This window comes from Flavobacterium alkalisoli, from assembly GCF_008000935.1.
GTDB lineage: Bacteria > Bacteroidota > Bacteroidia > Flavobacteriales > Flavobacteriaceae > Flavobacterium > Flavobacterium alkalisoli.
The window spans coordinates 964176-990690 of the sequence record NZ_CP042831.1; the positions used below are offsets into that span (position 1 = coordinate 964176).

A 26515-nucleotide genomic window follows, 5' to 3' on the forward strand; every position below is an offset into this window, starting at 1 on the left:
TAACGTTAAGTGCACCTGTGATATTTAACCTAAAAAAAATCCTCAGGTACTTAAACCTGAGGATTTCGGTGCATTATTTTGAAAGTATCTTGTTATATTCTGCAGTATTGTTAAGTAAAGCGGCTGCTTTTTTTATCTCTGCATTACTGGTTGTATAGTATTTATACAAACCTTCTTTATATTGATAGCGGGTTATAATCTCATCAAGTAAAAGCTCTTTTATCTCTTCTTTGTTTTGGTTAAGCTCTTTTTCCTCACTTTTCTTAAGTGCTGCCAGCAGTTGATTATACTCTGCCGCTATGGTTTCATCTACTTTTTCTTTTTTGGCGATTTCCAACGTAGCCTTAAGCGATTTTTCGGTTTCAGTATCAAAGTCGAAATTGGTTCTTTTCAGGAACTGTTTAAAGCCTTCAAAATCAGTATCATTTACCGTTGGTATCGCGGTACCCTGATTAGGATGTTTATAGTAATACTCGGTAACATAGTTAAAAATAGCATCGTTTCGCTGTAAGGCATCGGCTATAGAACTTTGTTTAGATTCCTCAAGAACCACATCCGGTAATATACCGCCGCCATCATAAACGGTACGGCCGTTTTTGGTTTTAAATGCGTTGTAGTCTTTCTGGTCTATTCTTATGGCTTTACCGTCAGCATCCTTGTGAGTATAGTCAAGAGCCTGAATGCCCCGGCCTGAAGGAGTATAATAACGGGAAATAGTTACCTTAACCTGAGTACCGTAAGTAAGCTCGATGGGTCTTTGTACCAGTCCTTTTCCAAAACTTCTGCTTCCTACAATCACAGCACGGTCCAAATCCTGTAAAGCCCCTGAAACAATTTCGGAAGCCGAAGCACTTTTACCGTTTACCAGTACAGCCAGAGGAATTTCGGTATCAACCGGAGCCCTTTGTGTTCTGTAGGTATTATTATATTTTTCGTTTTTAGACTTTGTGGTAACAATGGTCTCGTTTTGAGGCAGGAAAAGGTTACAGATGTTAACTGCTTCCCCTAATAAACCTCCGGGGTTACCCCTTAAATCAAGGATTATTTTTTTAGCACCCTGTTTTTTAAGTTCCAGTAAAGCTTCTTTTGTTTCTGCCGAAGCTTTAGCATTAAACTGGCTAAGAACGATATATCCGGTGTCATCGCCTACCATTGAATAGAAGGGAACCGCCGAGACATCTACCTCATTTAAAATGATTTGTGTACTGTAAGGTTTACCCTGACGCAGGTATTTTATATCAATAGCCGTGTTTTTTGTCCCTTTTAAAAGTTCGCCGGCATCTTCCTTAAAATCAATAAGGCTTACATCACCTATCTGTATAATCTCGTCGCCTGCCTTAAGGCCTGCTTTGTCGGCAGGATAATCCTTGTAAGGCTCTTTAATGATTAGTTTACCCTCCTTACGGGTTATAAGTGCACCAATGCCGGTATATTCTCCGGTATTGTTTATCTTGAATTTGGCAACATCCTGCTCATTGAAATAAACGGTATACGGATCCAGATCAGTAAGCATGTTTTTTATGGCAGTATCCATAAGCTCACCCGGATTGGTTTCATCTACATAGTTTACGTTTACTGTTTTAAACAGCGTTGTAAAAATCTCCACCTGCTTGGCGATTTCAAAAAAATCTTCCTTAAAGCTGGCCCCAACAAACAGAAAAGCAACTGCAAAAGCCGGGATAACATATTTTCTTTTTAGTCTGGATAGCATGATATTATTGTTTTTTACGTCGGAATCTTCTCCTGATTAAAATAAAAGCAATTACGAAAATAAGGATAAATGGCCATATTTGAATCAAACCGATAAAGAAACTTGAAAGCGAGTTGAATCCTGATTTCAGGGCATTACCTATTTTGCTTCCGTAAGAAACGGTAGCGTCCTCTCTTTCGGCAACGGTTTTGTAAAACTGAAGGTAAACTGAACTAAATGAAACCTGGTTATCCAAATACTGTAAACGTCCCTGTTTTGACTCTATTTCCTCACGTATAACTGAGAGTTCCTTTTCTATTTCCAACATTTCTGAAACCTTATTGGCTTTTTTAAGGAGTTCCAAATAGCGTTCTTCCAGCGCTTTTTTTGTTTTTATACGGGATTCGTTATCAATATACTCTTCGGTAACGTCGCGTGAAGAGATTTCTTTTCTGTCAAAATACGATACACCTTTACTGATTTCGTCTATAAAATTGTCAAACGATTCGTTAGGTATTCTTATGATAAGGGAGCGGGTTACTGTGTTGTATTCATTTCTTTCTTCATCACTTTGCACCTGCCCATTAAATTTACCAATAGCCTGTTTTATTTTGTCGGCAGTAGTTTCAAGGTTTTGTGTTTCAAAATGAAGAGTAGCAGTTTTAATTATTTTTGGGTCTGTTTGCTTTGCCTTAGCAATAGATTTAGGAGCGATTTTGTAGAATTCTGCACTTGATGGGTCTGCAACAATCTGATGTGCAATTTCTTCTGTAATATATGCTTCTTCCACTGTTTCCTTACAGGAAATCACTAAAACAATAACACTTAACAGTAAGATGATTTTTTTCATGGTATAAGGTGTTTTTGTTAAAACGCAAAAAACCGTACCAATATTACAAAACGCTAAAAAACAGATTATTGCTGTTTAATATGGGTAATAAACTTTTCAAAAAGCTGAATGGTTTTGGTATTTATTTCCTCAAAAGAAAGACGGTCTTTAGTTTGGTACATCAGCATAAAAGCATAATTACCGGGTATATTCTCTAACAGCAGGTGCTTATTATGCCTGTAAGTTTCCCTAAGTAATCTTTTGAAATAGTTACGGTCTACCGCTTTTTTGAAATGTTTTTTAGATACTGAAACTCCTACCTTTATTGGATTTTCCTCGGTTTCAGGTAATGGCACATACACCAGTCGTAACGGATATTTTGAAACCGACCTCCCTTCACTAAACATAAGGTCTATCGTGTTTCTGCTCTTTAGCTTTTCCTCTTTTGGGTATGTGTATTTCTTTTGTTCCATTTGCTGGGGCAAAGGTACATTTTTTTAAATCAGCTTTATGTTGCTGCAGGTATAAGAAAATTTTCTTAATATTGTAGTGGAATAAAATAGTATGAGTTATGGTTGCGGATCGTTTAAAGAAATATATTAAGACAAGAGAAATTAGCTACTATGCATTTGAAAACAGTATAGATGCAAGCAGAGGCAGCATTTCTAAAGCAGTAAAAGACAATAAGAGCATAGGCTCTAATGTGCTGGAGAAAATTTTTCAGGTATATAGCGATCTTAATCCGGTTTGGCTTTTAACCGGAGAAGGAAACATGCTTATAGATAATAATTCTGATGCTCTTGCTAATGAAAGGATAATAAGGACTTTTAGCTTAAAAACCGATACAAATATCGATTCCCAACAAATTCCATTATACGATCTTGAAGCTGTGGCGGGTATAGTACCTTTGTTTAATGAGGGTAAAGCAGCTGTACCTTCAGATCATATAAGTATTCCTCATTTACCAAAATGTGACGGAGCCATTTATGTAACCGGAGACAGTATGTATCCTTTACTTAGAAGCGGAGATATTGTACTTTATAAAGAAGTTAAGGATATAGTGAATAATATTTTTTGGGGAGAGATGTACTTGCTTAGCATAGATAATGAGGGTGAAGAGTACATAACCGTGAAATTTATTCAGCGTTCCGAAGAGCCGGGTATGATTAAGCTCGTTAGCGAGAACAAATATCATAAGGATAAGGAAATTGAGCTTTATAAAGTAAAAGCACTTGCTTTAGTTAAGGCTACTATCCGAAATAACTAAATTCTACAGTAAATCCACAATTTTTTCTACACAATTACCCAATATTCCTCATATTTCTGAATGATGAGGTAGATTTTTTGTGTATTATAAGTTTTTGATTTTTAGATAATTGCGTTTTATTTTTTTGTTTTCATCTCAAAAAGGCATTGTAATTGGCTTATGTTAAGTGAAATATTAAAAAACAATAACAAGACTATGAAAAAATTATTTTTAAGCGCATTAATGCTTACAGGAGTAATGGCATTTGCACAGGAACAACCAAAAGCACAAACACAAACTCAGCAACAGCCTGCTAAAACAGAACAGGTAAAGCCTGCTGAAACTGCACAGCCTCAAAAAACTGAAGAGAAAAAAGCTGAGGCCGTTAAGCCGGAAGAAAAGTCAACAACAAAGGCAGAACCAGCTAAGAAATCAAGATAAGTACTACCCGAATTTAGTTGAAGTCGATTTTTAGCGCCTATATAAAGAAACAGTTTTTTGATTCTATTTATCTGTTTCAAAAAATCTCCGGCAGTAAATGTCGGAGGTTTTTTGTTATCATGAAAAAGCCCCACATTAAGTGGGGCTTTTTATATTATTGCTTTACGAAAAAGTTATTTTCCTTGTTTACGTCGGCCATGAGCTCCATTGGGTCTATCATAACCACTTTTATAGCTGATTTAGGCTTGTTTATTGTGAACTGATAGGTTTGGTGTGCCCAGTCCCATTCCGGCAGCACAGTGCGCTTTAATTTGCTAAAAGGATTGTCTTTTACATAGTGCATAAGGTTAAGCGGTACATAAAAACTTTCCTGAGTACCGTCTTCATACACTACAATTATATCCAGAGGCATAGGCATAAGGCCTATACGCTCCAATGTAACTGTTGTATTATTGTTGTTTTCAGCCAGATCTTTAATGCTGTAATCAATAGTATTGGTCGTTTGGCACCAATCGGTTAAATACCAGTCAAGCTCTGCACCCGATACTTTTTCGGCCGTACGTATAATGTCGTTTGGCGTAGGGTGGGTAAACTTGAAATCGTGGTAATAACGCTTAATGGTCTTCATAACATTTTCCTGACCTATAACATCTATAAGTTGCGAAAGGAAAATAGTCCCCTTACTGTAAGCGGAAATACCATAAAGCATATTTTGTGAATACCTGTCGGCATGAGTGGTAAGCGGTTGTTCGTTTCCTGTAGAAACCATATAGAAATAGTTAGAGTAAGCACCTGCCCAAGGGCTTGTTTCTTTTTCTTTCTTATCGTTAGGAAGAATGGTTTCCATAGCCAAGTCGCTTATGAAAGAAGTGAACCCTTCGTCCATCCATTCGTGTTTGGACTCGTTGCTTGCCAAAATATGCTGGAACCAGGAGTGTGCGAATTCGTGTGCAGTTACACCAACAAGGCTTCCATAGCTGCGGTTACCCGTTATTAATGTACACATGGCATACTCCATACCGCCGTCACCTCCCTGTACAACAGAGTACTGTTTGTAAGGGTATGGCCCAATGTTTTCGTTATAAAAAGCCAAAAGCTCAGCTGTTTTAGGCTGCATCTTTTTCCAGTTTTCGTTGTATTTAGGATTGTCTTTGTAGAAGAAGTGAAGCTCAACCCCATTAGGGCCTATTAACTTATCGTGGATATAGTTATTATCTGCACCCCAGGCAAAGTCGTGAACCATAGGTGCCGTAAAATGCCATGTAAGCGTTTTTGTCTTTTTAGGATATTTTACGGTAACTCCTTCATCTTCATAACCTTTTCCTATTTCGTTTTTGTTTTGAAGATACCCTGTACCACCAATAGTATAGTCTTTATCAATAGTAATCTTTACATCAAAATCTCCCCATACGCCATGAAACTCACGGCCAATGTATGGATCGGCATGCCATCCTTCAAAATCATATTCTGCCATTTTAGGGTACCACTGCGTCATGGAAAGTGCAACTCCTTCTTCTGAATTTCTTCCTGAACGGCGTACCTGTAAAGGAACCTGTCCGTCAAAGTCTAAAGTGAAAGTAGTTGATTTACCCGGTAATAAAGGCGTAGCTAAAGTTACCTCAAGAACAGTACCTGAAACAATGGTTTTAGTCTCCTGGCCGTCCTGTTTAAAGTTGTTTATCTTAAGGAAACCTATTTCGTCCGGTTTAAGCGTACTTATACGGCTCTCCTTAATGGTTTCTTCACCTTTCTTAAAGCTTTTTACCATTCGGCTGTCAGGGTCGGCAATGGTTTGCAGGCGTGCATCCATTTCGCTTCCCGGCTGAAAAGCATTGTTGTATAAATGATAAAAAACACGGCGCAGCGTGTCAGGGGAATTATTAGTATAAACAAGTTCCTGGTTTCCGGTATAGCGGAAGGTTTTTACATCCATAGACACATTCATTTTGTAGTCTACATGTTGTTGCCAGTAACCCGGATTAGGGTTATTTTGTGCAAACAATCCTGTTACCGCAAAAAGGGCAAATAATACTGATTTTTTCATGGGCTAAAATAAAAAAACGGAAGGGAAAGCCCCTTCCGTCAGTATGGTTTAATGAAAATTATTTTCCTCTTGAAATCTGATCGGCCATGATCAGGGCGTTGTAAGCATTTACAATTTTACCTGATTTTGAAGCCTCACTGAACATGATTACTTTCTTGTCATCATCTTCACCTACCTGTACCTGCATGTTAACAGCTAAACCTGAATCCATAAGGATGTGCTTAACCTGAGAAGCAGAAAGTTTAGGGTAGTAAGCACGTATAAGTGCCGCAACACCTGCTGCATTAGGAGATGCCATAGAAGTACCCTGAAGGAACTCATAGTGATTATCCGGAGTTGTTGCATAAATTCTCATACCCGGGCTAAATACGTCAACGTTATTTTTACCGTAGTTAGAGAAAGGAGCTACTAAACCTTTTTCAGTAAGCTTGTTGTTAAGGGCACCAATACAGATAAAGTTATCTGAAATTTCAGGACCTGTAACCATGTTATCGTTAGGATAACGCTCTACGCCACCGTTTTTGTCAAGGAAAGTACCTTCGTTACCGGCAGCACAAACAATTAGAACGTCTTTTTCTCCTGCATATTTAATAGCATCATATACCCAGTCGCTGTGAGTAGAGAAGTATTTACCAAAACTACCGTTAATAACTTTAGCACCATTGTCTACAGCATAACGTATAGCAAGAGCAACATCTTTATCATACTCATCACCATCCGGCACGGCTCTTACGGCCATAATTTCGACAACATTGCTGGCAATACCGTCACCACCAATACCGTTGTTTCTTACCTGAGCGATAATACCAGATACGTGAGTACCGTGTTTAGCACCGTCTTTATCAGGACCAATTACGTTGTTATTACCATAACTTTTAGTGCTGAAATCATCAGGGTTATCGCCTAAAATTTCACGAGCGTTATATTTTAGGTTCAGGTGGTATTCAAGCTCGTTGTTATAGTGTTCTACACCAGAGTTAACTTCTTTAGCAAGCTCTTCTCTTGTAAGATCTGCTAAAATCATTACAAACTGGTTTCTTACACCGGCAAGATTCGGGTCTTTTATATCAAGGCCCTTAAGGTCTTCTGCGGTATAATTTTCTTTACCGGTAAGCTCCTGGAAAGATTTATCTGCTTTTTGAATAAAGTCCATCTGCATTTTGCCTGCAAGAGCGTGGTTGTATTCTTCATCATACTTTTCTTTTGCTCTTTTGTAAATAGCAGAACCATCATCACCTTTTTTAAGGATTCTGATGAACTCCATGTTTTCGTGGTTGATGTCTCCTAAGAAGTTCCAACCATGAATATCGTCTACATATCCGTTATTGTCATCATCAATACCATTACCTGCAATTTCTTTAGGGTTTGTCCATATTACGGCCTGTAAATCAGGATGCTCAATATCAACACCTGAGTCAATTACACCAACAATAATTTTGTCTGCCTTTTTGTCTTTAAGCAGTTCGCTGTAAGCCCTGTCCACACTCATTCCCGGAATAGTGTCTGTTAGCAGGTCTAAGTGGCTCCAACGCTCTTCCTGTATATCAGTAAGGTCAGCTTTTTTAGCTGTGATAGTCGTATTTATGGCAAGTGGAGTTGCCGTGATTTTTTTTGATGAACCGCAGCTTGCCAGGAACAATGCCAAGGCAGCCGACAGGTAAATAGACTTAAACTTCATAATTCGTTTTATTTAATTTTTAAAATAGGTCTAATGTATTCTCAATTTGTTACACAAAAATCAGGATTAACACTAAATTAGTATATCACTACATTTGTAAATGTCTTTTAAACGTACGCCTTTTTCGGTATGTTCTACCGTAATTATTTCATTATGCGCATCGTGTTCCAGGAAAAGGTAATAGCCGTTATCGGCTGCAGCGTTCATAAATTTTGCCTTTTCCTCCAATGTTAAAAGCGGGCGTGTATCATAACCCATAACATAAGGCAGCGGAATATGCCCTGCTGTAGGAAGCAAATCGGCCATGAATACAATGGTTTTTCCGTTGTAGTTAATATGCGGTATCATTTGTTTTTCGGTATGTCCGTCGGCAAAAAAGATACCAAATCCCAATTCACTTTTGTCGAGAAAATCACCTTCAGGCCTGTTAATGAACTTAAGCTGTCCGCTTTCCTGCATCGGCAGAATGTTTTCACTTAAAAAAGAAGCCTTTTCACGGGCGTTTGGTTTTGTGGCCCATTCCCAATGATTGTCGTTTGTCCAGAAATTAGCATTTTTAAATGCTACCTCATAGCCGGTACGGTCTTTATTCCACTGAACACTGCCGCCACAATGATCAAAGTGAAGGTGGGTCATAAAAACATCGGTAATATCGTCTCTGTGAAACCCATATTTGGCCAGTGATTTGTCCATAGAGTGGTCGCCCCAAAGAGAATAGTACCCGAAAAATTTCTCATTTTGCTTGTTTCCCATTCCCGTATCAATCAAAATCAGCCTGTTACCGTCTTCAATTAAAAGGCACCTTGCAGCAATATCAATCAGATTATTATTGTCGGCAGGGTTGGTTTTACTCCAAAGGGTTTTAGGCACAACGCCAAACATAGCGCCGCCATCCAGCTTAAAGTTACCACTTTCTATAGGGTATAATTTCATCAGAATAAGTTTAAAGCTGCCAAATTAATAATTTAACCTCACATAGCGGTATAAGTATTGCTTATAATACAATAAAGAGAAAAAGGTTACTATCTATTGCAATCTGTAAAAATGGTGGTATCTTTGCACTAAATTTAGATTAAATATAAGTATACGATTATGATAAAAGTTTCTGACACAGCAAGAAAGAAAGTCGTAAGCCTGATGGAGGACGACGGATTTGATGCTGCTACCGACTATGTTAGGGTAGGGGTTAAAAGTGGCGGATGCTCAGGGTTGTCATACGATTTGAAATTTGACAAAGCGCTGGGAGAAAATGACAAAGTGTTTGAGGACAACAATATAAAAATAGCCGTTGATAAAAAAAGCTTCCTGTATTTAGCAGGTACAATCCTGGAATATTCAGGAGGATTAAACGGTAAAGGATTTGTATTTAATAACCCAAATGCAAGCAGAACCTGCGGTTGCGGGGAAAGTTTTTCACTTTAAGTGATTATGTTTCAGGTTTCAGGTTTACTATTGAGACCTGAAACCTGAAATGTAAATAATTATAAGAATATAAGTATTTCAGTAGTGTTTAAGGAGGGTAACCTGTAACCTTAAACTTTGAACCTGAAACTAAACAAAACATGAGTAAGTACACAGAAGAAGAATTAAAAATCGAACTCGAGAATAAAGAATACGAGTACGGTTTTTATACCGATATTGAGTCAGATACGTTTCCTAACGGGTTAAACGAGGATATTATTCGTGCCCTTTCTAAAAAGAAAGAAGAGCCGGAATGGATGACTGAGTGGCGCCTTGAAGCCTTTAGGGCATGGGAACAAATGGTAGAGCCGGAATGGGCTAATGTACATTATGAAAAACCCAATTTTCAGGCAATTTCATATTACTCTGCACCATTAAAAAAACCTAAATATGATAGCCTTGATGAGGTAGATCCTGAGCTTTTAGATACATTTAAAAAGCTGGGAATCTCTATAGACGAACAGAAAAAACTGGCAGGTGTAGCTGTAGATATCGTTATGGACTCTGTTTCTGTAGCGACTACCTTCAAGAAAACACTGGCAGAAAAAGGAATTATTTTCTGTTCAATTTCTGAGGCGATTAAAGAACACCCTGAACTTGTTAAAAAGTACTTAGGGACTGTGGTGCCGCAAAAAGACAATTTTTATGCAGCACTTAACTCGGCCGTTTTCTCAGACGGGTCTTTCTGTTATATACCTAAGGGAGTTCGTTGCCCAATGGAGTTATCAACTTACTTCAGGATTAATCAGGCAGGAACAGGACAGTTTGAGCGTACGCTTGTAGTGGCTGATGAAGGTAGTTATGTTAGTTACCTTGAAGGCTGTACAGCGCCATCACGTGATGAGAACCAGCTGCATGCTGCAGTTGTAGAGCTTATTGCACTTGATGATGCCGAGATTAAATATTCTACTGTACAAAACTGGTTCCCTGGTAACAAAGAGGGTAAAGGTGGAGTGTACAACTTTGTAACTAAGCGCGGACTTTGTGAAAAGAACGCAAAAATATCATGGACACAGGTTGAAACAGGATCTGCTGTTACATGGAAATACCCTAGTTGTGTGCTTAAGGGAGATAATTCGGTAGGGGAGTTTTACTCTATTGCCGTTACCAATAATTACCAACAGGCAGATACGGGTACAAAAATGATCCACTTAGGGAAAAATACTAAGAGTACTATTATTTCTAAAGGTATTTCGGCAGGTAAGTCGCAAAACAGTTACCGTGGTTTAGTTCAGATTGGTGCAAGGGCAGAAAATGCCAGGAACTTCTCTCAATGTGACTCATTACTAATGGGTAACAGCTGCGGGGCACATACCTTCCCTTACATAGAGTCTAAAAATACAACAGCTAAAATAGAGCACGAGGCGACAACAAGTAAAATTGGTGAAGACCAGGTGTTTTACTGTAACCAAAGGGGTATTCCTACAGAGAAGGCTATTGCTCTTATCGTAAACGGTTTCAGTAAAGAAGTATTAAACAAGCTTCCTATGGAGTTTGCTGTAGAGGCTCAAAAATTATTAGAAATAAGCCTTGAGGGGTCAGTAGGTTAATTACGAATAAAAATACACCATTATATATTTTATGTTATCAATTAAGAATTTACACGCAAGTGTTGAAGATAAAGAGATTTTAAGAGGAATAAACCTTGAAGTAAAAGCGGGAGAGGTACATGCTATAATGGGACCTAACGGTTCCGGTAAGAGTACACTTTCATCTGTAATTGCAGGTAAAGAGGAGTATGAAGTTACCGATGGTGAGATTTTTCTTGAAGGTGAAGATATAGGTGAGCTTGCACCGGAAGAAAGAGCACACAAAGGTGTTTTCCTTTCTTTCCAGTATCCTGTAGAAATACCGGGAGTTTCGGTTACTAACTTTATGAAAACGGCAATTAACGAAAGCCGTAAGGCTAAAGGCCTTGAGGAAATGCCGGCTAATGAAATGCTTAAGCTTATCCGTGAAAAATCGGAACTTTTAGAAATAGACAGGAAGTTTTTATCACGTTCGTTAAACGAAGGTTTTTCGGGTGGTGAGAAAAAACGTAATGAAATATTCCAGATGGCTATGCTTGAGCCAAAACTGGCCATTCTTGACGAAACCGATTCAGGACTTGATATCGATGCGCTTCGTATTGTTGCAAACGGGGTTAACAAACTTCGCAGTAAAGACAACGCTGTAGTTGTTATTACGCACTACCAGAGGCTTCTTGATTATATCGTGCCAGATTATGTACATGTTCTTTACAATGGTAAGATCGTAAAATCAGGAGGTAAAGAGCTTGCATACGAGCTTGAAGAAAAAGGTTACGACTGGATTAAATCTGAAAATTAATAGTCTAAGATCTAAAGTCATAAAGTCGAAAGCGGGCTGATGGGTAAGTTTAATTCTTTTGAAGATATTAATTAATGGCAAAAAGCCAGAGAGTTTAATAAAAAGATTTACCTGATAACCGAAACAGATAGTTTTAAGAGAGATTTTGATTTAGTCAGACAATTAAGGCGGGCTTCAGTATCAATCTCATCTAATATAGCTGAAGGGTTTGAAAGAAATACAGATAGGGAATTTGTTCATTTTTTATTTGTGGCAAAAGGTTCGGCAGGAGAAATAAGATCTCAATTATATCTGGCTTTAGATTTAGAATATATAACACAGGAAGTATTTAATGAATTACTTTCTGATATCAATGAAATAGCAAGGCTGCTAAGTGGCTTTATAAAATATCTTAATAAACAAAGTACGAAGGAGTAAGTCTTTATGACTTTTGACTTTATAAACTTTTGACTGATAAATGGATTTGAAAGAGAAATTATTATCTTCTTTTATGGCTTTTGAAGAGCGTGTTGATGTAACAGCAGATTTACATAACATACGTACCGAAGCGATAAAGAATTTTGAAAATAAGGGATTCCCCAGCAAAAAGGAAGAGGCCTGGAAATATACATCGTTAAACGCGGTGCTAAAAAATGACTTTAGTGTTTTCCCTAAAAAGGAAAATGCATTGAGTTATGCTGAGGTTAAAAAGTATTTCCTGCATGAAATAGATACCTATAAAATTGTTTTTATAGACGGTATATTTAGTTCTTTCCTGTCTTCCACAACACACGACGGGCTGGATGTTTGCTTAATGTCTTCGGCACTTACAAAGCCTAAGTACAAGGAAGTAATAGATACTTATTTTAATAAGATCGCAAAGAAAGACGATAGCCTTACATCACTTAATACGGCTTTTGCTCATGAAGGGGCGTTTATTAATATCCCTAAGAACAAGATTGCTGATAAACCGATAGAGATAATCAGTTTTTCTACAGGAAATGAGGCAGCACTTATGGTACAGCCACGTAACCTGATCGTTGTAGGTAAAAATGCTCAGGTACACATTATTGAAAGACACCAGAGCTTAAACAGCAACCCTGTTCTTACAAATGCGGTTACTGAGATATTTGCTCATGAAAACGCTAATGTAGATTACTATAAGATTCAAAATGACGTTCAAACGGCAAACCTTATAGATAATACTTATATCTCTCAAAAGAGAGACAGTAATGCCAGTGTACATACCTTCTCTTTTGGTGGAAATATTACACGTAACAACCTAAACTTCTTCCACGAAGGGGAAAATATAGACAGTACCCTAAAAGGAATCACAATCATAGGTGATAAACAGCATGTAGATCATTACACGCTTGTACACCATGCTCAACCAAATTGTGAGAGCCACCAAAACTATAAAGGTATTTTTGACGGAAGCTCTACAGGTGTGTTTAATGGTAAGATCTATGTTGAGAAAGAAGCACAAAAAACTGATGCTTTCCAACAGAATAATAACGTCCTATTAAGCGATAAGGCTACCATAAATGCTAAACCACAGCTTGAGATTTTTGCAGATGATGTTAAATGTTCTCACGGTTGTACAATCGGTCAGTTGGATGATGATGCCATGTTCTACATGCAGTCAAGAGGTATTCCTCAAAAAGAAGCAAAAGCATTATTAATGTATGCTTTTTCTAACGAAGTTATTGAAAGCATTAAAATACCTGAGCTTAAGAACAGGATCAACAAAATTATAGCAATGAAACTAGGCGTTAGTATGGGGTTTGACCTGTAATTAACAACTTAATACACTATTACAAAGCAGCGCTAATTGCGCTGCTTTTGTTTTTATTTAGAATTAATAAAAATAACTTGCATATGTCTTTCAAGCTAATTAGATTTGCAATTTAGAATTAATCTAATTTAAATTAGAATGCAACCCAGCCGTATCGCACTACTCTTTTTATTGCTACATATAAAACTATCTGCACAGGAACAACAAAGAGATTCCGTTAATATCAATTCTGATTTAAATGAAGTTGTTGTTACCGGTCAGTTTGAGCCACAGTCCTTAAAAAAATCAGTGCAGAATGTAAGGGTAATTACACGAAGGGATATCGATCAGCTGGCCGCTAATAATCTTGGTGATGTATTAAACCAGTATGTAAACATAACGGTGCGCCCCAGTGGCACCGATGGCCGTTCAACCGTTAGCATGTTTGGACTTGACGGACTTTACTTCAAAATTCTTATAGATAATGTACCGATAGCTAATGAAGCCGGATTAGGTAATAATATCGACTTATCTCAAATAAACCTTAATGATGTAGAGCGTATAGAAATTATAGAAGGCTCTATGGGGGTAACACACGGTGCTAATGCCGTTAGCGGTATCCTTAACATCATTACCAAAAAATCATCTAAAAATAAGTGGGAGATATCAGCAACACTTCAGGAAGAAACCGTTGGAAACGAATACGCCACTTTTGATGAGGGAAGGCACATACAGGCACTTCAGGTATCGCATACCTTAACAGACAACTGGTTTGTATCACTTAATGCCAACCGAAACGATTTTCAGGGTTATCTGGGAGATAGGAAAGGAATGGATTATGCAGTTAACGATGACATGAGGGGCTATAACTGGCTGCCAAAGGAACAGCTGATGACCAATGCACTGCTAAGCTACAGGAGAAACGAGTTCAGGTTCTTTTATCGCTTTGAGATGATGGATGAGAACATTGACTACTATAACAGCGAAGTGGAAACACTTTTTAATGCTGAATTAGGTTCTTACAGGGCATCGCAGGACAAACGTTATTTTACCGACAGATTTTACCATCATTTAAACGCCACAGGAAAGCTTTTTTCCGGATTAGCATATAATGTGTCGGTTTCTCATCAAAAGCAGCAGAGAGACGTTGAGAGCTTCTTATATCGTGTATGGCAGGATCAGGAAGTAAACAATACAACTGAAACCGACCAGTCTATGGAGGTTTTATATTCTACAGGGACTTTAAGTAATTTCTTTGAAAGTGAAACAGTCAAGTTACAACTGGGCTATGAATTAGTGAACAACAACGGTTTTTCTGTAGTTCAGGAGGCAGACAATGTATATGTAGGGATAAGGGAACGACTTGAGAATTATGATGTTTTTGCTTCATCGGAAGTAAATGTAAACAGAAACTTTTCCCTTCGCCCGGGATTCCGTTACTCGTTCCAGTCCCGTTTTGATAACCAGTACGCCGCTTCTTTAGGCTTCAGGCAGCTGTTTAAAAACGATTATCAGTTAAGGGGGGCAATAGGCAAATCGTTCCGTACACCAACCTTTGAAGAGCTTTATACCAAGATGATATTTTCAGGGCATTACTTTACCGGTAATGAAAACCTGATACCCGAAACAAGCACCTCTTATGAGGTTAGCGTTAAAAAGAACAGCTACTTTGATTCAGGATTGATGCTTTCTAACAATGTTATTGTAAGCTTTATGGATATAAAAGACAGGATAAGCACGGCTTTTACGGGCTACACGCCGGATAATGTGCCTATGTATGAGTCCATTAATGTAAGCAAATACAATATGTGGAATGTTTCAACCACAAACCAATTGCAGTATAATAATCTTACATTCTCATTAGGAACAACACTGGCAGGAATATCGCAAAAGTTGGATAACGGCGATTTTCAGAGTGATGACAAGTACCTGTATACACTTAACCTTAACAGCAGTATTTCCTATAGGGTGCCAAAATGGAAAACCACTTTTTCCGCCTACTACAAGTATAACGGCAAAACACAGGACTACACCGCTTCAGAAAACGAATATGTGCTTACCAGCGTAGCCGCAACAAACTGGCTGGATGCTTCGATAATAAAATCATTTTATAATAACAGGTGTGATGTAACCCTTGGGGCAAGAAACCTGCTTGATATAACCAATGTAACCCGTACGGGAATTAACCAAACCGGCAGCCACGCTGCCTCAAACAATGTAATGCTTGCTTATGGCAGGTCTTATTATATAAAACTTATGTACAATCTTAATTTTTAATTCATAATATCAATATCATATGAAAAAAAGCATATTAATCCTTGCCGCAGCAGTTGGCTTTTTAGCTTCCTGCTCAAGTGACGACAGTATTACTACTGACCCTATTACGGGCGGCGCTGCCGAAGGAAGCATAGTACAACCAAATATTGGTGGTCCTAATGAGCCCAATCAGGTTTATGTAGATCTTAGTACAGGAGAGTCTACGGCAGTTGTAAGAACATCGTGGGATCTTGGGTTTTATTCGGGAGCCGATTTTAGGGTAATCCTTAACGGATCGGTTAAAATGGCTGCTAAAAAACTGGAAACAACCAACATTGATGAGGTTCAGGAAGCAGATCCTACAGTAACAGTAAGCTATGCTACCGATGCAACCTTAGGTTATGTGGATAACCCAACAGGAATTCTTACCGGTAACGGTGGGGGAGAGGGTACTGCTATAGCAGAAATTTCAGCAACCGATAGCGAAAACTATGTTTATCTTGTAAATATGGGCTACGGACTTTCAAACACTATACCTTCAACAGGAAGTGCGAGTGTAGATGGTGACCCGCGTGGCTGGATGAAAATTCGTGTATTGAGAAGCGGTAACGACTATAAACTTCAGTATGCAGAACTGGACGCTACAACACACGAAGAAGTAACTATAGCTAAAAACGGCGAGTATAATTTTACTTTTTTCAGTATGGTGAATAATACTCAAACTTTAGTAGAACCTAAAAAGGGAGACTGGGATTTAAACTTTACAACTTTTACCAACTATTACCCATATAACGATATAACTGTTTTATACCCATTTGCCGATTATACTTTACTTAACGTTAAAGGTGGTACAAGAGCTTATGAGATTATTACAGAGGAGGCCGAAGGAGGAGAGGCAGGCTATAATGCCTTTACTCTTGCTCAGGTAGACTCTGCACAATTTGAGGCTTCAGCTGCAGATCACAGGTTTGTGACCTGGAGGACAGAAGCAGGGCCAAATGCTACCATGACTGTTAAGACAGATCGCTTTTTTGTAATTAAAGATGCAGATGGTAATTTTTACAAAGTATTATTCAGGGCTCTTAAAAACGATTTAGGAGAAAGAGGTTACCCTGTATTTGAATACAAACTTTTGCAATAAGTAAATCATTTCATATTCAATAAAAAGCAGTAGTTAAGTTAGTTTTTGTTTTTACAGTGTCCCGGCTGGTTTTTTCATAGTTACCAGCCGGGTTTTTAATATAAAAAAGCCGCTATTAAGCGGCTAATAATATAGTAAAAGAGCTACATCTTGATAAATTTACGGGTAATAAAACCTGTGTCTGTATTTATTTTTATTAAATAACTTCCTGTAAGTAAGTTAGAAATATCTACAGAATAGGTGTTTTTTAAATCTCTTTTTAAAATTAATTGACCCATTAGATTATAAATCTCCACGTTATCAATAATTACATTATGAGTGTTAAAATTTAAGTCATTACCGGCTGGGTTTGGATAAAGGCCTATTGCTTTGTTCAAATCAAATTGAGATGTGCCTAATGAACACTCAGATGTAACAATACAGCCTTCATTTAAAAAGCTATTATTTAAAATATAATCAATTTCTTCAGCATCTGCGCATATATATAAAAGGTCAGGGTTACCAGGAAGATTTATATTAGCATTGATACTGTTGTTTTTTAAATAAAGAGATTCAAGATTGTTATTAGCAACATTTAATGCATCAATGCCGGGAGTAGTTGCCAGACTTAAAGTTGTTAATTCATTTAAACTACAGTTAAGCAAATTTATAGAATTACAATTATCCACATTTAATGAAGTGAGGTTATTTTGTTGGCAATTTAAAGTGAACAGGCTTTCTAGACCAGAACAGTCTAACGAAACTAAGTTGTTTTCTTCGCAGTGTAAAAGCGAAAGGTTATTTAGCCCAGAGACACTTAAAGAAATTAATTCATTATTAGAACAATAAATAGTTTCAAGCAATGTTGATTGCTCTAAATTAAGTTCAGTTAAGTCATTTATGTTACAGTCTAAAAATTTTAAGTTTATGTTGTTTTGAAAATCAAGAGAACTTAGATTATTATTTGAACAGTTTAAATATACCAAGGCAGATAATGAAGATAAATCTAAGGTCGTTAATGAATTATTTTTAATTTCCAGTCTTTCAAGATTAACAAGGCTTGATAACTCAATAGAAGTTAAATAATTATCATTTAAGGTAAGTTTTTCTATGCTATCAATCATTGAAAAGCTAAGGATGTTTAGCGTTGGGATTTCATTACATATTAGCTCTTTAAGGTTTGTAACCCCTGTAAAATCTATTGATTGTAAAGATGTATTGCTACAGTTTAAAAATGAAAGCCCGGATATTCCTGTTATATTAAGAGTCGATAAAGGCATATTAGAACAAGCTAAACTTTCAAGTGAAGTTAAAGAAGTGAGGTCTAAAGAAGTTATTAAAAGATTATATGCAGAAAGGGTTTTTATGTTTGTGAAATGCTCAATACCCTGTAAATCATTTATATCATATGGCATGCCATTAAGAAAAAGCTCAGCAACTTCTAAGGCTTCAGACATTTGTATTTCGTTGTCTTCATTAGCATCTATGGTAATATAATTGTCATTTATGTCTTTGGCATAAGAGTTTTCGGGTTCAGCAGTTATATTTAAAAGGGTTTCTTTAAAATTTGGGTCGTTAAACTCAATGTTTTGTGAAAAAGTAAAAGCCGATACAAATAACAATGGCAAGGTGTAAAAATTCTTCATTTTAATTTTTTAAAGGTTTTTACAAAAATATAAAAACCCCGCATATAGCGGGGTTACAATTTAGATAATTCAAGATTTATAACGAAGCGACAAGTTCTCGCCATTCTTCCAATTCAGGTATTCCAGGTTTTCTTTTTCCAAAGAACTGAACAATTATTTCTCCCATTTCATTAAATACCTCGATAGCGGTAACCACACCATCTTCGGTTGGTTTTCTTACCACCCATACCTGTGCAATTATATCCATATCGAGGTGAAGGTTAAAATCAGGGTCCATAACATTAAACCAGTTGTTGTGCCACATTGTTTTTCTTACCAGCCCTGTGTGGATTTGGATATTACCCCTGTTCCCTACAAAACACATAATAGGCAGCTTTTGTGCAGCAGCACCTTCAAGCATTTTTACTATAGCATCTTTCTCAATCTTATGGGCGAAGGTTTCATTTGGAGCTAAACGCAACGCCTGCGTTCTGGTAACGCCAAACTTTTTAAGCATACCAAAGAACGCGTGAGTATCTTTTAATGTCTCCCAGGCATCCTGAAAACCTTTAACGTCTATTTCGCTGTCCGGTTTCTCATCGATATTTAACGCAACAGCTACAGCAGCTTCTTCTGTACTCTGATTGTCTGAAGTATATTTTTTTACCAGTGCATCAAAAGCAGCTTCATTGCTGTCTTTAGTCAGGTATATTTTGTGAATAGCAAGTCCGTCTTTTCCAAAAAACTGAAGGCTTTTCCTGTTACCGTGTTCTGATTTTTCCTCTACGGCAAAAGCCTTGTCCCAATGTGATAAGAAGATCCTCAGGTCGATATCCTCTCCCACAAAAAGGCCTGCAAACGGGCTGCTGAAATCAGGATTAAGGTAAACACCTTTTCTTTCATGTACGCACTCATCATTACGGGTAAGTGCCATTACTTTGCCAAGGCTTTCAATTTCCGAAAGTATTGCAGCAAACTCTGGCTTTAACCTTGTTACGGTTTCTCCGGTTTGTGTTGCTAAAAGTTCGGCTTCGCTAACACTAAGCTTTTCTGCAGCGGTTCTTATTCTAAGATGCGGGTTTTCTGCCTTTAGGGCATCCCATTGCGATTTAAGATTATTAGTTATAGTATCCATAATGCTGTTTTTATTATGTTCCAAAAATTATAAGAGGGTTTTTATTGACCGGGTTAGGGCAAACCGTACAGGGGAAATTGTACACTTTGCTTATTATTTCTTTTGTAAAGACGTTATTTGGTGTGTCATGTGCTACTACCTTACCTTTTTTAAGCAGCATTATCCTGTCGGCAAACTGTGCGGCAAGGTTAAGGTCGTGCAATACCATAACTGCTGTATTTCCTTTTTCGGTAAAATTCTTTATGGTATGTAATATGCGATGCTGATGCAATACGTCCAGGTTGTTTAATGGTTCGTCTAAAAACACCAGTTTGTTAAGTACTTCATTATCCAGCTGTGTTAATACCCTTGCCAGGTGAACACGCTGTTTCTCCCCGCCCGAAAGCGAATTGTAATCCCTTGTTTCAAGATGGGCAACGTCGGTTTCTTCCATAGCTTTTTGTACCGCTTCAAAGTCCTTTTTGTGTGGATTGGACTGAAAATAGGGATAACGCCCCATCATAACTACATCCTTAACAGAAAGGGGTATATCGTGACTGTTGTTTTGTGAGAACTTCGCTTTATTGTACGCGAGATCTCTGTAATCCCATTCTTCAAAAGTTTTCTTTTTGAAGAATATGGGTTCCTCATTCTTACCGGCCTCATTTGCTAATAAATTTAGCAAAGTCGATTTACCGGCTCCGTTAGGGCCAACAATAACAAGCAGTTCGCCATACTTTACCGAAATATCTATGTTTTCCAGTATGGAATTTTTTTTATGGGCAAATGATATTTTATAGGCTTCCAGCATATTACATCGATTTTCGGCTGCGTATTAATATTATGATGAAAATAGGCGCGCCCATAAAGGCAGTAAGTATGCCTATAGGTATTTCACTGGGCTGCGCGATGGTTCGGCTAACGGTATCTGCCGAAAGTAGAAGTACACTTCCCATTACGGCAGAAAGAGGCAGGATAATATTATAGTTGGATTTAAAAATAAGCCTCAAAATGTATGGGACAATGAGCCCCACAAAGCCTATGGTTCCTGCAAAGGCAACCGAGGTTCCTACCATTAGCGCAGTTAATATTACAATCTGTTTTTTTATTTTTTCAACGGGAATACCTAAGTGCTGTGCATCCCTTTCGCCAAGCATCATGGCATTAAGGGCTTTGCCCTTATTTATGAGCAATATATAGGCTACGGCCATAATACTGGCCAGTATTGCATTTTTAGTCCAGGTGGCTCCGGCAAGGCTGCCCAGATTCCAAAAAGTCAGATCCCTTAGCTGTTCTTCCTTAGAGATATAGATAAGTAGTCCCATTATGGCAAAGCCTAAGGCAGTAAAGGCCACGCCGCAAAGCAGCATAACCACTACGTTTGTCTTACCATTTGTGGTAGAAATGCGATATACCAAAAGCATGGTTAGCAATGCGCCTATAAACGCCATTATACTTAACAGTGAATAATGAAAGACTTCCGGAATATAGGGCTTAATAGAGCTGCCCAAAACAATGGTTATGGCAGCAAATAGTGATGCTCCCGATGTTATTCCTATTAAGTCGGGGGTGGCAAGGGGGTTTTTAAACATACCCTGCAAACATGTTCCCGATACTGCTAAGGCACTACCTATAAGCACGCCCATAGCGATGCGGGGCAGCCTTAGGTCCATTATAACAAAACGGTCGCTTTGAGAAACAGAACTGTCCTGGGCGATTATGCCCCTGATTATTTCTGCAAGAGAATGCCTTTCAAACATATAAACTCCCATATACAGGGAAACTACTGCCAGTGAGACCAGCAGCAGCATTCCGAAAGTAATATATAAAGAGAGCTTATTTTGCATTTTCCCTAAGCAATGTGTTTAATTGTACGGCAGCTTCACCAAGGCGTGGACCAAATCCTGCCAGTAACCCGCCATCCATTGCTATTATCTTTTTGTTTTTTCCTGCATTTGTTTTATCTACTCCGGGTATTTTAAATATTCCATTAGGACCGCCAACGCTTCCTAAACCTGAATCAAACATCAGTATCACATCCGGATTTCCCTGTAAAAGGGCTTCCGGTGTAAGTGGTTTGTAATCTTCAAACTCTGAAACGGCATTTTGACCGCCTGCCAGTGTAATTACTTTATCAACCGGTGTGTTTGTACCGCTAACCATTAGCATATTAGCGCCACGGGCATATATAAAAAGTACTTTTGGGGTCTTTTCAATTGGTTTTACCTGTGCAAGGTCGTTGTCTATATCATTCTGTAGTTTTTCGTAGTTATTGTTGTTTAAAGTATTTGCTACTTCAGCAATAAGTTTTTTTGTGCCGTCTACACTGATATCCTGAGAAAATACCTTAACTGTAATTCCTGATGCTTTAAGGTTTTCGATAAGGGTTGGGTTTAGATCTTTATCTGTAGCCAAAATAAGTGTAGGCTTAAGTTCCATAACCGTTTCTACAGAAATACTCCTTACATGTCCTAAGTCTTTGGCAGTGCTTTTTACGGTTTCGGGGTAAGTACTGGTGACATCCACACCCACAATTTCTTTTTCGTGGCCTAATGCTGCTACAACCTCTGTTATGGCCCCGTTTAAGGATATGATACGTTGTGTTTCTATTTTTTGTTCAGCAGTCGTTTCTTCTGTTTTTGAAACATCATTCTTGCAGGAAGTTGCTGTAAAAAGACTAATTGCAAAAAAGACTATAAGGCTTATTTTTTTCATTGGTTAATTAAATTATTTTTAATAAATCTAAATTAACGCAAATGTATTATTTTTATTTAGAATGAAAAAAAATAAGATAAAAATTTAGTGTTAAGAGTAGGTGTGGTTAAATCTCAAACATTTATGCTGTTTTTAAATAAACAAGCCGTAAATTTGTACCCAATTTGTTGTAAAGCCATTAGTTGGCAAAAAATAGAGGAGAAGAAAATGTTAGATATAAAAGCTGTAAGGGCTGATTTCCCGATACTTAACCAAACCGTAAATGGTAAGCCACTTGTATATTTTGATAATGCCGCAACTTCACAAAAACCGCAGGTTGTTATTGATGCCATTTCAAGATATTATGAGCAGATAAACTCAAACATCCATAGAGGTGTACATGCACTTAGCCAGCTGGCTACAGATGCTTATGAGATTTCGAGGCAAAAAATACAAAAACACATTAATGCCAAACATAGCTATGAGGTACTGTTTACAACAGGCACTACTCATGGTATTAATCTGGTTGCAAACAGTTTTGTTGCTTTTGTAAAGGCAGGCGATGAGGTAATGGTATCGGCTATGGAGCACCACAGTAACATAGTGCCGTGGCAAATGCTTTGTGAAAGGGCAGGAGCCAAACTGGTGGTTATCCCAATGAATGAAAGGGGAGAACTGATTATTGAGGAATTTGAAAAACTGCTTACCGAAAAGACTAAAATCGTAGCGGTAAATCATATAAGCAACTCGCTTGGCACTATTAATCCGGTTAAGCATATTATTGATAATGCACATGCTGTGGGAGCAGCAGTACTTATTGACGGAGCACAGGCTGCACCGCATTTAAAGATAGATGTTCAGGCACTGGACTGTGATTTTTATGCTTTTTCAGGACACAAAGCCTGTGGGCCTACCGGAAGCGGCATACTTTATGGTAAAGAAGAGTGGCTTAACAAGCTACCTCCTTATCAGGGTGGTGGTGAAATGATTAAGGAAGTTAGCTTTGAAAAGACTACTTATGCCGATTTGCCACACAAGTTTGAAGCGGGTACGCCAAATATTGAAGGCGGAATTGTATTGGGTACGGCTATAGATTACCTAAACACAATTGGCCTTGATAATATAGCTGCTTACGAGCACGAACTATTGGTTTACGGAACACAAAAACTACTTGAAATAGACGGCCTGAAAATTATTGGTACTGCCGAAAACAAAACATCGGTAATATCATTCAATGTGGGTAATATTCACCCGTATGATATAGGCGCAATTGTAGATAAAATGGGTATTGCCGTAAGAACAGGCCATCACTGTACACAACCGGTAATGGACTTCTTTAAAATACCTGGAACCGTAAGGGCATCGTTTGCATTCTACAATACAAAAGAAGAAATAGATGCGCTTGCAGAGGCTGTTAAGAAAGCGCAAAGAATGTTGGGCTAAATATAAAAATGGCTACTTTTACAGGTAAAATAAAGTATATGAAAAAGTTTGCAGCCATTGTATTACTGGCTCTTTTTGCGGTAGGTTGTGCTTCGGCACTTAAAAAGGAAAGCGATGAGATTTCTTTTGAATATGAAGCCATTACCAGAGGGAGCTATAAAAAAGTTATTGTAAAACAGGATACCGTAATTACCATTAAGGACAGAGGTCTTGAAAACGTGGTTACAAAAGCTCTTAAAAACGGTGAATGGAACGGCATACTTAAATCGCTTGAAGGTGTAGACCTTGACGGACTTAGTGAAATTAAGGCGCCAAGCGTAAAGCATCAGGTTGATGCTGCCCCAATAGCCAATTTAAAAGTAATAAGAGGAGATAAAACCTACCAGAGCAGCAGCTTTGATCATGGCAATCCTCCACAGGAAATAAAAGATGTTGTAGAGAAGATTATCTTGGCATCCGATTTGCAAAAAAAATAGAAATGGATATTAGAGAGATTCAGGAAGAGATTATAGACGAATTTTCAATGTTTGATGATTGGGAGGAACGTTACCAGTATGTAATTGATTTAGGTAACTCACTTCCACTTATTAATGAAGAGTATAAAACCGAGGAGAACATCATTAAAGGCTGCCAGAGCAAAGTTTGGCTTCATGGCGAGCAAAAGGATGGCAATGTTGTTTTTACGGCAGACAGCGACGCTATTTTAACCAAAGGTATAATAGCAATCCTGATACGTGTTTTCTCTAACCAGAAACCTGCTGATATACTGGAAGCCGATACCGCTTTTATTGATGAGATAGGGCTTAAGGAACACTTGTCGCCAACAAGGGCTAACGGACTTGTCTCTATGATTAAACAGATTAAAATGTATGCCCTGGCATTTCAGGCAAAAAATTAAATACTATGGAACAGCAAATAGATACTGCACAGCTGGGGGAAGAGATTGTAAAGATCTTAAAAACGATTTATGACCCCGAAATTCCGGTTGATATTTATGAACTGGGATTGATATATGATGTAATGGTGAATACCGATCATGAAGTGAAAATACTTATGACACTTACATCACCTAACTGCCCTGTGGCAGAAAGCCTTCCGCAGGAAGTGGAAGAAAAGATCACTAAAATAGAAGGTGTAAAGGCCGCTGAGGTTGAAATTACTTTCGATCCGCCATGGACACGCGATCTAATGAGCGAAGAGGCTAAGCTTGAGCTTGGTATGCTATAATAATTTGATTTCTACAATAGATGCCGGCCTCTTAATTTAAGGCCGGCATTATAAATTTAGCCTGAAAATTATGAAAGAACAGGAAGAAGAAATAGTAAACAGGGTTGCTAACAGCGTCCTTGAGGTTTTTGACCTTGAAGATTATTATCCTGAAGGGGAGAGGGTTTCAATAGATATAACCCAATGGTTATGGCAGGGCCTTGTACTTAAGGAAAAAGAGTTTAGGGATGCCCTTAAAAACTACGACTGGCAACAATACCAAAACAAATATGTAGCCTTGTACTGCAGCGAAGATGCTATTGTACCCGCATGGGCTTATATGCTTATAACATCCTACCTTCAGCCGTTTGCTAAAAAGGTAATGCAGGGTGAATTACATGACTTGGATGTGCTGCTTTATAACGATATACTTAACGGATTGGACTATACAGCTTATGAAGCAAAACCGGTAATCATTAAGGGTTGTTCCCGCAAACCGGTACCGGAAGAGGCCTATATGCTGGCTATGCAAAAACTAATGCCGGTAGCAAAAAGTATAATGTTTGGAGAGGCTTGTTCTTCAGTACCTTTATACAAAAAGGCTAAGCTTTAACTTTTTATTAACTGTGAGGTTTTACTGCAATTTGGCTATATTTGTGTAAAACACTACCGTTTATGAGAAAAAAATTACTCCTTGCGGCGGCTATGCTGGGTTTTATGGCTGCCAAAGCACAAGATCAGGTTTCTGATGCAGCAGCTGATAACGACACAATTGGTCCGTGGACTAAAAAAGGAAATGCCTCTTTATTATTTAACCAGTCAACCTTTGATAACTGGCTGGCTGGTGGTGAAAATAATATTTCGGGGAGTGTAGGCCTAAATTACGATATAAACTATAAGAAAGGCCCCTGGTCTTGGGATAATAAGTTTATAGCATCCTATGGCTTGGTAAAAACCAGAAACAGTTCTTTTGCTAAAAAGACTGATGATAAGCTTGAAATAAATTCAGTTTTAGGTAAAAAAGCAACGGAAAGATGGTACTATTCTGCTTTCCTGAACTTTAAGACACAGTTTACAAAAGGATACAATTACAGCACAGACGAAAACGGAGCAGAAATAAGGGAAGAATATACAAATATTTTGTCACCGGGTTATTTACTTGTAGGTCCCGGAATGATGTATAAAAAGGACGATAATTTTAAGATCAACCTGTCTCCGGCAACCTCGAAAATCACTTTTGTAGATAAGAACTTTACATTGCCTGATGAGGCCTATTTTGGAGTAAAAGAAGGGGAATCGATGCGTTATGAGCTGGGTTTTAATGCTTCTGCATACTATAAGCTTGACGTAATTGCAAACGTTACATTTGAAAATATACTTAACCTGTATTCCAATTATCTTGAAGATCCTCAAAATGTGGATATTGATTATCAATTAAACATAGTGATGAAGATTAATAGATATCTTACTACTAATGTTTCTTTCCAAACTATTTATGATGATAATGCCTTTAAAGGATTTCAGATACGACAGGTATTTGGTGTAGCAGTTAATTACGGATTTTAATCCCTGAAAAATATAAAAAAG

At 37.9% G+C, this 26515-nt stretch carries 25 protein-coding genes and 1 pseudogene; 15 read left to right on the plus strand and 11 right to left on the minus strand.

Annotated features, from left to right (window positions below; all coding sequences use genetic code 11):
• Positions 1-73 precede the first annotated feature (73 nt).
• The 3 genes from FUA48_RS04220 to rnpA form a co-directional block, all read right to left on the minus strand.
• Entirely contained in the window at positions 74-1711 is a 1638-nt protein-coding gene (locus tag FUA48_RS04220) for a S41 family peptidase (RefSeq protein WP_147582387.1), read from the minus strand.
• 4 nt (positions 1712-1715) lie between these two features.
• Positions 1716-2540 carry a DUF4349 domain-containing protein gene (locus tag FUA48_RS04225; protein ID WP_147582388.1) on the minus strand — a complete coding sequence of 275 codons (825 nt, stop codon included), beginning with the start codon at positions 2538-2540 and terminating at the stop codon, positions 1716-1718.
• Between the two features lie 65 nt (positions 2541-2605).
• On the minus strand, positions 2606-2992 hold the full coding sequence (gene rnpA / locus FUA48_RS04230; protein ID WP_147582389.1) for a ribonuclease P protein component: 387 nt from the start codon (positions 2990-2992) through the stop codon (positions 2606-2608).
• Positions 2993-3090: 98 nt separating this feature from the next.
• On the opposite strand from rnpA, the gene FUA48_RS04235 reads away from it, so the two are divergent.
• Positions 3091-3786, plus strand: a complete 696-nt coding sequence (locus tag FUA48_RS04235) for a S24 family peptidase (RefSeq protein ID WP_147582390.1) — start codon at positions 3091-3093, stop codon at positions 3784-3786.
• Positions 3787-3981: 195 nt separating this feature from the next.
• Positions 3982-4206: a hypothetical protein gene (locus FUA48_RS04240; RefSeq protein ID WP_147582391.1), complete on the plus strand. Its 225-nt coding sequence runs from the start codon at positions 3982-3984 to the stop codon at positions 4204-4206.
• Positions 4207-4360: 154 nt separating this feature from the next.
• On the opposite strand, the gene FUA48_RS04245 is transcribed toward FUA48_RS04240, so the two are convergent.
• The 3 genes from FUA48_RS04245 to FUA48_RS04255 all read right to left on the minus strand — a co-directional run bounded on the left by FUA48_RS04245 (position 4361) and on the right by FUA48_RS04255 (position 8861).
• Positions 4361-6250, minus strand: a complete 1890-nt coding sequence (locus FUA48_RS04245; protein ID WP_147582392.1) for a M1 family metallopeptidase — start codon at positions 6248-6250, stop codon at positions 4361-4363.
• Between the two features lie 58 nt (positions 6251-6308).
• On the minus strand, positions 6309-7928 hold the full coding sequence (locus FUA48_RS04250; protein ID WP_240732544.1) for a S8 family peptidase: 1620 nt from the start codon (positions 7926-7928) through the stop codon (positions 6309-6311).
• A gap of 72 nt (positions 7929-8000) precedes the next feature.
• Positions 8001-8861, minus strand: coding sequence for an MBL fold metallo-hydrolase (locus FUA48_RS04255; protein WP_147582394.1), 861 nt, complete (start codon positions 8859-8861; stop codon positions 8001-8003).
• 159 nt (positions 8862-9020) lie between these two features.
• On the opposite strand from FUA48_RS04255, the gene FUA48_RS04260 reads away from it, so the two are divergent.
• From FUA48_RS04260 to FUA48_RS04290, 7 genes and pseudogenes are all read left to right on the plus strand, one after another.
• Positions 9021-9350, plus strand: a complete 330-nt coding sequence (locus FUA48_RS04260) for a HesB/IscA family protein (protein WP_129750623.1) — start codon at positions 9021-9023, stop codon at positions 9348-9350.
• 140 nt (positions 9351-9490) lie between these two features.
• The gene (gene sufB, locus FUA48_RS04265) at positions 9491-10939 is read left to right on the plus strand and encodes a Fe-S cluster assembly protein SufB (protein WP_147582395.1); all 1449 of its coding nucleotides are present in this window, start codon (positions 9491-9493) and stop codon (positions 10937-10939) included.
• Positions 10940-10970: 31 nt separating this feature from the next.
• Positions 10971-11717 (plus strand): Fe-S cluster assembly ATPase SufC, encoded by a 747-nt coding sequence (gene sufC / locus FUA48_RS04270; RefSeq protein WP_129750626.1) that lies wholly within the window; start codon positions 10971-10973, stop codon positions 11715-11717.
• Between the two features lie 87 nt (positions 11718-11804).
• Positions 11805-12134 (plus strand): annotated as a pseudogene (locus tag FUA48_RS04275) (four helix bundle protein); the annotation flags it as partial.
• A 40-nt stretch (positions 12135-12174) separates the two neighbouring features.
• Positions 12175-13491 (plus strand): Fe-S cluster assembly protein SufD, encoded by a 1317-nt coding sequence (gene sufD, locus FUA48_RS04280; protein WP_147582396.1) that lies wholly within the window; start codon positions 12175-12177, stop codon positions 13489-13491.
• A gap of 138 nt (positions 13492-13629) precedes the next feature.
• A complete protein-coding gene (locus FUA48_RS04285; protein ID WP_147582397.1) occupies positions 13630-15747 on the plus strand; it encodes a TonB-dependent receptor plug domain-containing protein in 2118 nt (705 codons plus the stop codon).
• 19 nt (positions 15748-15766) lie between these two features.
• The gene (locus tag FUA48_RS04290) at positions 15767-16867 is read left to right on the plus strand and encodes an HmuY family protein (RefSeq protein WP_147582398.1); all 1101 of its coding nucleotides are present in this window, start codon (positions 15767-15769) and stop codon (positions 16865-16867) included.
• A 143-nt stretch (positions 16868-17010) separates the two neighbouring features.
• On the opposite strand, the gene FUA48_RS04295 is transcribed toward FUA48_RS04290, so the two are convergent.
• The 5 genes from FUA48_RS04295 to FUA48_RS04315 all read right to left on the minus strand — a co-directional run bounded on the left by FUA48_RS04295 (position 17011) and on the right by FUA48_RS04315 (position 22300).
• Positions 17011-18492: a leucine-rich repeat domain-containing protein gene (locus FUA48_RS04295; RefSeq protein WP_147582399.1), complete on the minus strand. Its 1482-nt coding sequence runs from the start codon at positions 18490-18492 to the stop codon at positions 17011-17013.
• Between the two features lie 76 nt (positions 18493-18568).
• Positions 18569-19606, minus strand: coding sequence for a hemin-degrading factor (locus FUA48_RS04300; protein WP_147582400.1), 1038 nt, complete (start codon positions 19604-19606; stop codon positions 18569-18571).
• 13 nt (positions 19607-19619) lie between these two features.
• Positions 19620-20396, minus strand: a complete 777-nt coding sequence (locus FUA48_RS04305; protein ID WP_147582401.1) for a heme ABC transporter ATP-binding protein — start codon at positions 20394-20396, stop codon at positions 19620-19622.
• Between the two features lies 1 nt (position 20397).
• On the minus strand, positions 20398-21432 hold the full coding sequence (locus FUA48_RS04310; protein WP_147582402.1) for a FecCD family ABC transporter permease: 1035 nt from the start codon (positions 21430-21432) through the stop codon (positions 20398-20400).
• A complete protein-coding gene (locus FUA48_RS04315; RefSeq protein ID WP_147582403.1) occupies positions 21422-22300 on the minus strand; it encodes a heme/hemin ABC transporter substrate-binding protein in 879 nt (292 codons plus the stop codon). The genes FUA48_RS04310 and FUA48_RS04315 overlap by 11 nt, the downstream gene beginning before the upstream one ends.
• 207 nt (positions 22301-22507) lie before the next feature.
• Between FUA48_RS04315 and FUA48_RS04320 the strand changes: the two genes are divergently transcribed.
• From FUA48_RS04320 to FUA48_RS04345, 6 genes are all read left to right on the plus strand, one after another.
• Positions 22508-23722, plus strand: a complete 1215-nt coding sequence (locus tag FUA48_RS04320; RefSeq protein ID WP_147582404.1) for an aminotransferase class V-fold PLP-dependent enzyme — start codon at positions 22508-22510, stop codon at positions 23720-23722.
• A 38-nt stretch (positions 23723-23760) separates the two neighbouring features.
• Positions 23761-24198 carry a hypothetical protein gene (locus FUA48_RS04325; RefSeq protein WP_147582405.1) on the plus strand — a complete coding sequence of 146 codons (438 nt, stop codon included), beginning with the start codon at positions 23761-23763 and terminating at the stop codon, positions 24196-24198.
• A gap of 2 nt (positions 24199-24200) precedes the next feature.
• A complete protein-coding gene (locus tag FUA48_RS04330; protein ID WP_147582406.1) occupies positions 24201-24620 on the plus strand; it encodes a SufE family protein in 420 nt (139 codons plus the stop codon).
• A gap of 5 nt (positions 24621-24625) precedes the next feature.
• Complete coding sequence (locus FUA48_RS04335; protein WP_129750637.1) at positions 24626-24949, plus strand: SUF system Fe-S cluster assembly protein; 324 nt, start codon at positions 24626-24628, stop codon at positions 24947-24949.
• A gap of 70 nt (positions 24950-25019) precedes the next feature.
• Positions 25020-25541 carry a DUF2480 family protein gene (locus tag FUA48_RS04340; RefSeq protein WP_147582407.1) on the plus strand — a complete coding sequence of 174 codons (522 nt, stop codon included), beginning with the start codon at positions 25020-25022 and terminating at the stop codon, positions 25539-25541.
• Between the two features lie 62 nt (positions 25542-25603).
• Positions 25604-26494 carry a DUF3078 domain-containing protein gene (locus FUA48_RS04345; protein WP_147582408.1) on the plus strand — a complete coding sequence of 297 codons (891 nt, stop codon included), beginning with the start codon at positions 25604-25606 and terminating at the stop codon, positions 26492-26494.
• Positions 26495-26515: the final 21 nt, after the last annotated feature.

Excerpts from the sequence above, each read along its gene's own strand:
- FUA48_RS04300 (WP_147582400.1), bottom strand. The coding sequence starts at position 19,606 with ATGGATACTATAACTAATAATCTTAAATCGCAATGGGATGCCCTAAAG.
- FUA48_RS04325 (WP_147582405.1), top strand. The coding sequence starts at position 23,761 with ATGAAAAAGTTTGCAGCCATTGTATTACTGGCTCTTTTTGCGGTAGGT.
- FUA48_RS04250 (WP_240732544.1), bottom strand. The coding sequence starts at position 7,928 with ATGAAGTTTAAGTCTATTTACCTGTCGGCTGCCTTGGCATTGTTCCTG.
- sufD (WP_147582396.1), top strand. The coding sequence starts at position 12,175 with ATGGATTTGAAAGAGAAATTATTATCTTCTTTTATGGCTTTTGAAGAG.
- FUA48_RS04345 (WP_147582408.1), top strand. The coding sequence starts at position 25,604 with ATGAGAAAAAAATTACTCCTTGCGGCGGCTATGCTGGGTTTTATGGCT.
- FUA48_RS04310 (WP_147582402.1), bottom strand. The coding sequence starts at position 21,432 with ATGCAAAATAAGCTCTCTTTATATATTACTTTCGGAATGCTGCTGCTG.
- FUA48_RS04335 (WP_129750637.1), top strand. The coding sequence starts at position 24,626 with ATGGAACAGCAAATAGATACTGCACAGCTGGGGGAAGAGATTGTAAAG.
- FUA48_RS04245 (WP_147582392.1), bottom strand. The coding sequence starts at position 6,250 with ATGAAAAAATCAGTATTATTTGCCCTTTTTGCGGTAACAGGATTGTTT.
- FUA48_RS04240 (WP_147582391.1), top strand. The coding sequence starts at position 3,982 with ATGAAAAAATTATTTTTAAGCGCATTAATGCTTACAGGAGTAATGGCA.
- FUA48_RS04295 (WP_147582399.1), bottom strand. The coding sequence starts at position 18,492 with ATGAAGAATTTTTACACCTTGCCATTGTTATTTGTATCGGCTTTTACT.
- sufC (WP_129750626.1), top strand. The coding sequence starts at position 10,971 with ATGTTATCAATTAAGAATTTACACGCAAGTGTTGAAGATAAAGAGATT.
- FUA48_RS04305 (WP_147582401.1), bottom strand. The coding sequence starts at position 20,396 with ATGCTGGAAGCCTATAAAATATCATTTGCCCATAAAAAAAATTCCATA.
- FUA48_RS04225 (WP_147582388.1), bottom strand. The coding sequence starts at position 2,540 with ATGAAAAAAATCATCTTACTGTTAAGTGTTATTGTTTTAGTGATTTCC.
- FUA48_RS04290 (WP_147582398.1), top strand. The coding sequence starts at position 15,767 with ATGAAAAAAAGCATATTAATCCTTGCCGCAGCAGTTGGCTTTTTAGCT.
- FUA48_RS04340 (WP_147582407.1), top strand. The coding sequence starts at position 25,020 with ATGAAAGAACAGGAAGAAGAAATAGTAAACAGGGTTGCTAACAGCGTC.
- FUA48_RS04315 (WP_147582403.1), bottom strand. The coding sequence starts at position 22,300 with ATGAAAAAAATAAGCCTTATAGTCTTTTTTGCAATTAGTCTTTTTACA.
- FUA48_RS04330 (WP_147582406.1), top strand. The coding sequence starts at position 24,201 with ATGGATATTAGAGAGATTCAGGAAGAGATTATAGACGAATTTTCAATG.
- FUA48_RS04235 (WP_147582390.1), top strand. The coding sequence starts at position 3,091 with ATGGTTGCGGATCGTTTAAAGAAATATATTAAGACAAGAGAAATTAGC.
- rnpA (WP_147582389.1), bottom strand. The coding sequence starts at position 2,992 with ATGGAACAAAAGAAATACACATACCCAAAAGAGGAAAAGCTAAAGAGC.
- sufB (WP_147582395.1), top strand. The coding sequence starts at position 9,491 with ATGAGTAAGTACACAGAAGAAGAATTAAAAATCGAACTCGAGAATAAA.
- FUA48_RS04285 (WP_147582397.1), top strand. The coding sequence starts at position 13,630 with ATGCAACCCAGCCGTATCGCACTACTCTTTTTATTGCTACATATAAAA.
- FUA48_RS04255 (WP_147582394.1), bottom strand. The coding sequence starts at position 8,861 with ATGAAATTATACCCTATAGAAAGTGGTAACTTTAAGCTGGATGGCGGC.
- FUA48_RS04220 (WP_147582387.1), bottom strand. The coding sequence starts at position 1,711 with ATGCTATCCAGACTAAAAAGAAAATATGTTATCCCGGCTTTTGCAGTT.
- FUA48_RS04320 (WP_147582404.1), top strand. The coding sequence starts at position 22,508 with ATGTTAGATATAAAAGCTGTAAGGGCTGATTTCCCGATACTTAACCAA.
- FUA48_RS04260 (WP_129750623.1), top strand. The coding sequence starts at position 9,021 with ATGATAAAAGTTTCTGACACAGCAAGAAAGAAAGTCGTAAGCCTGATG.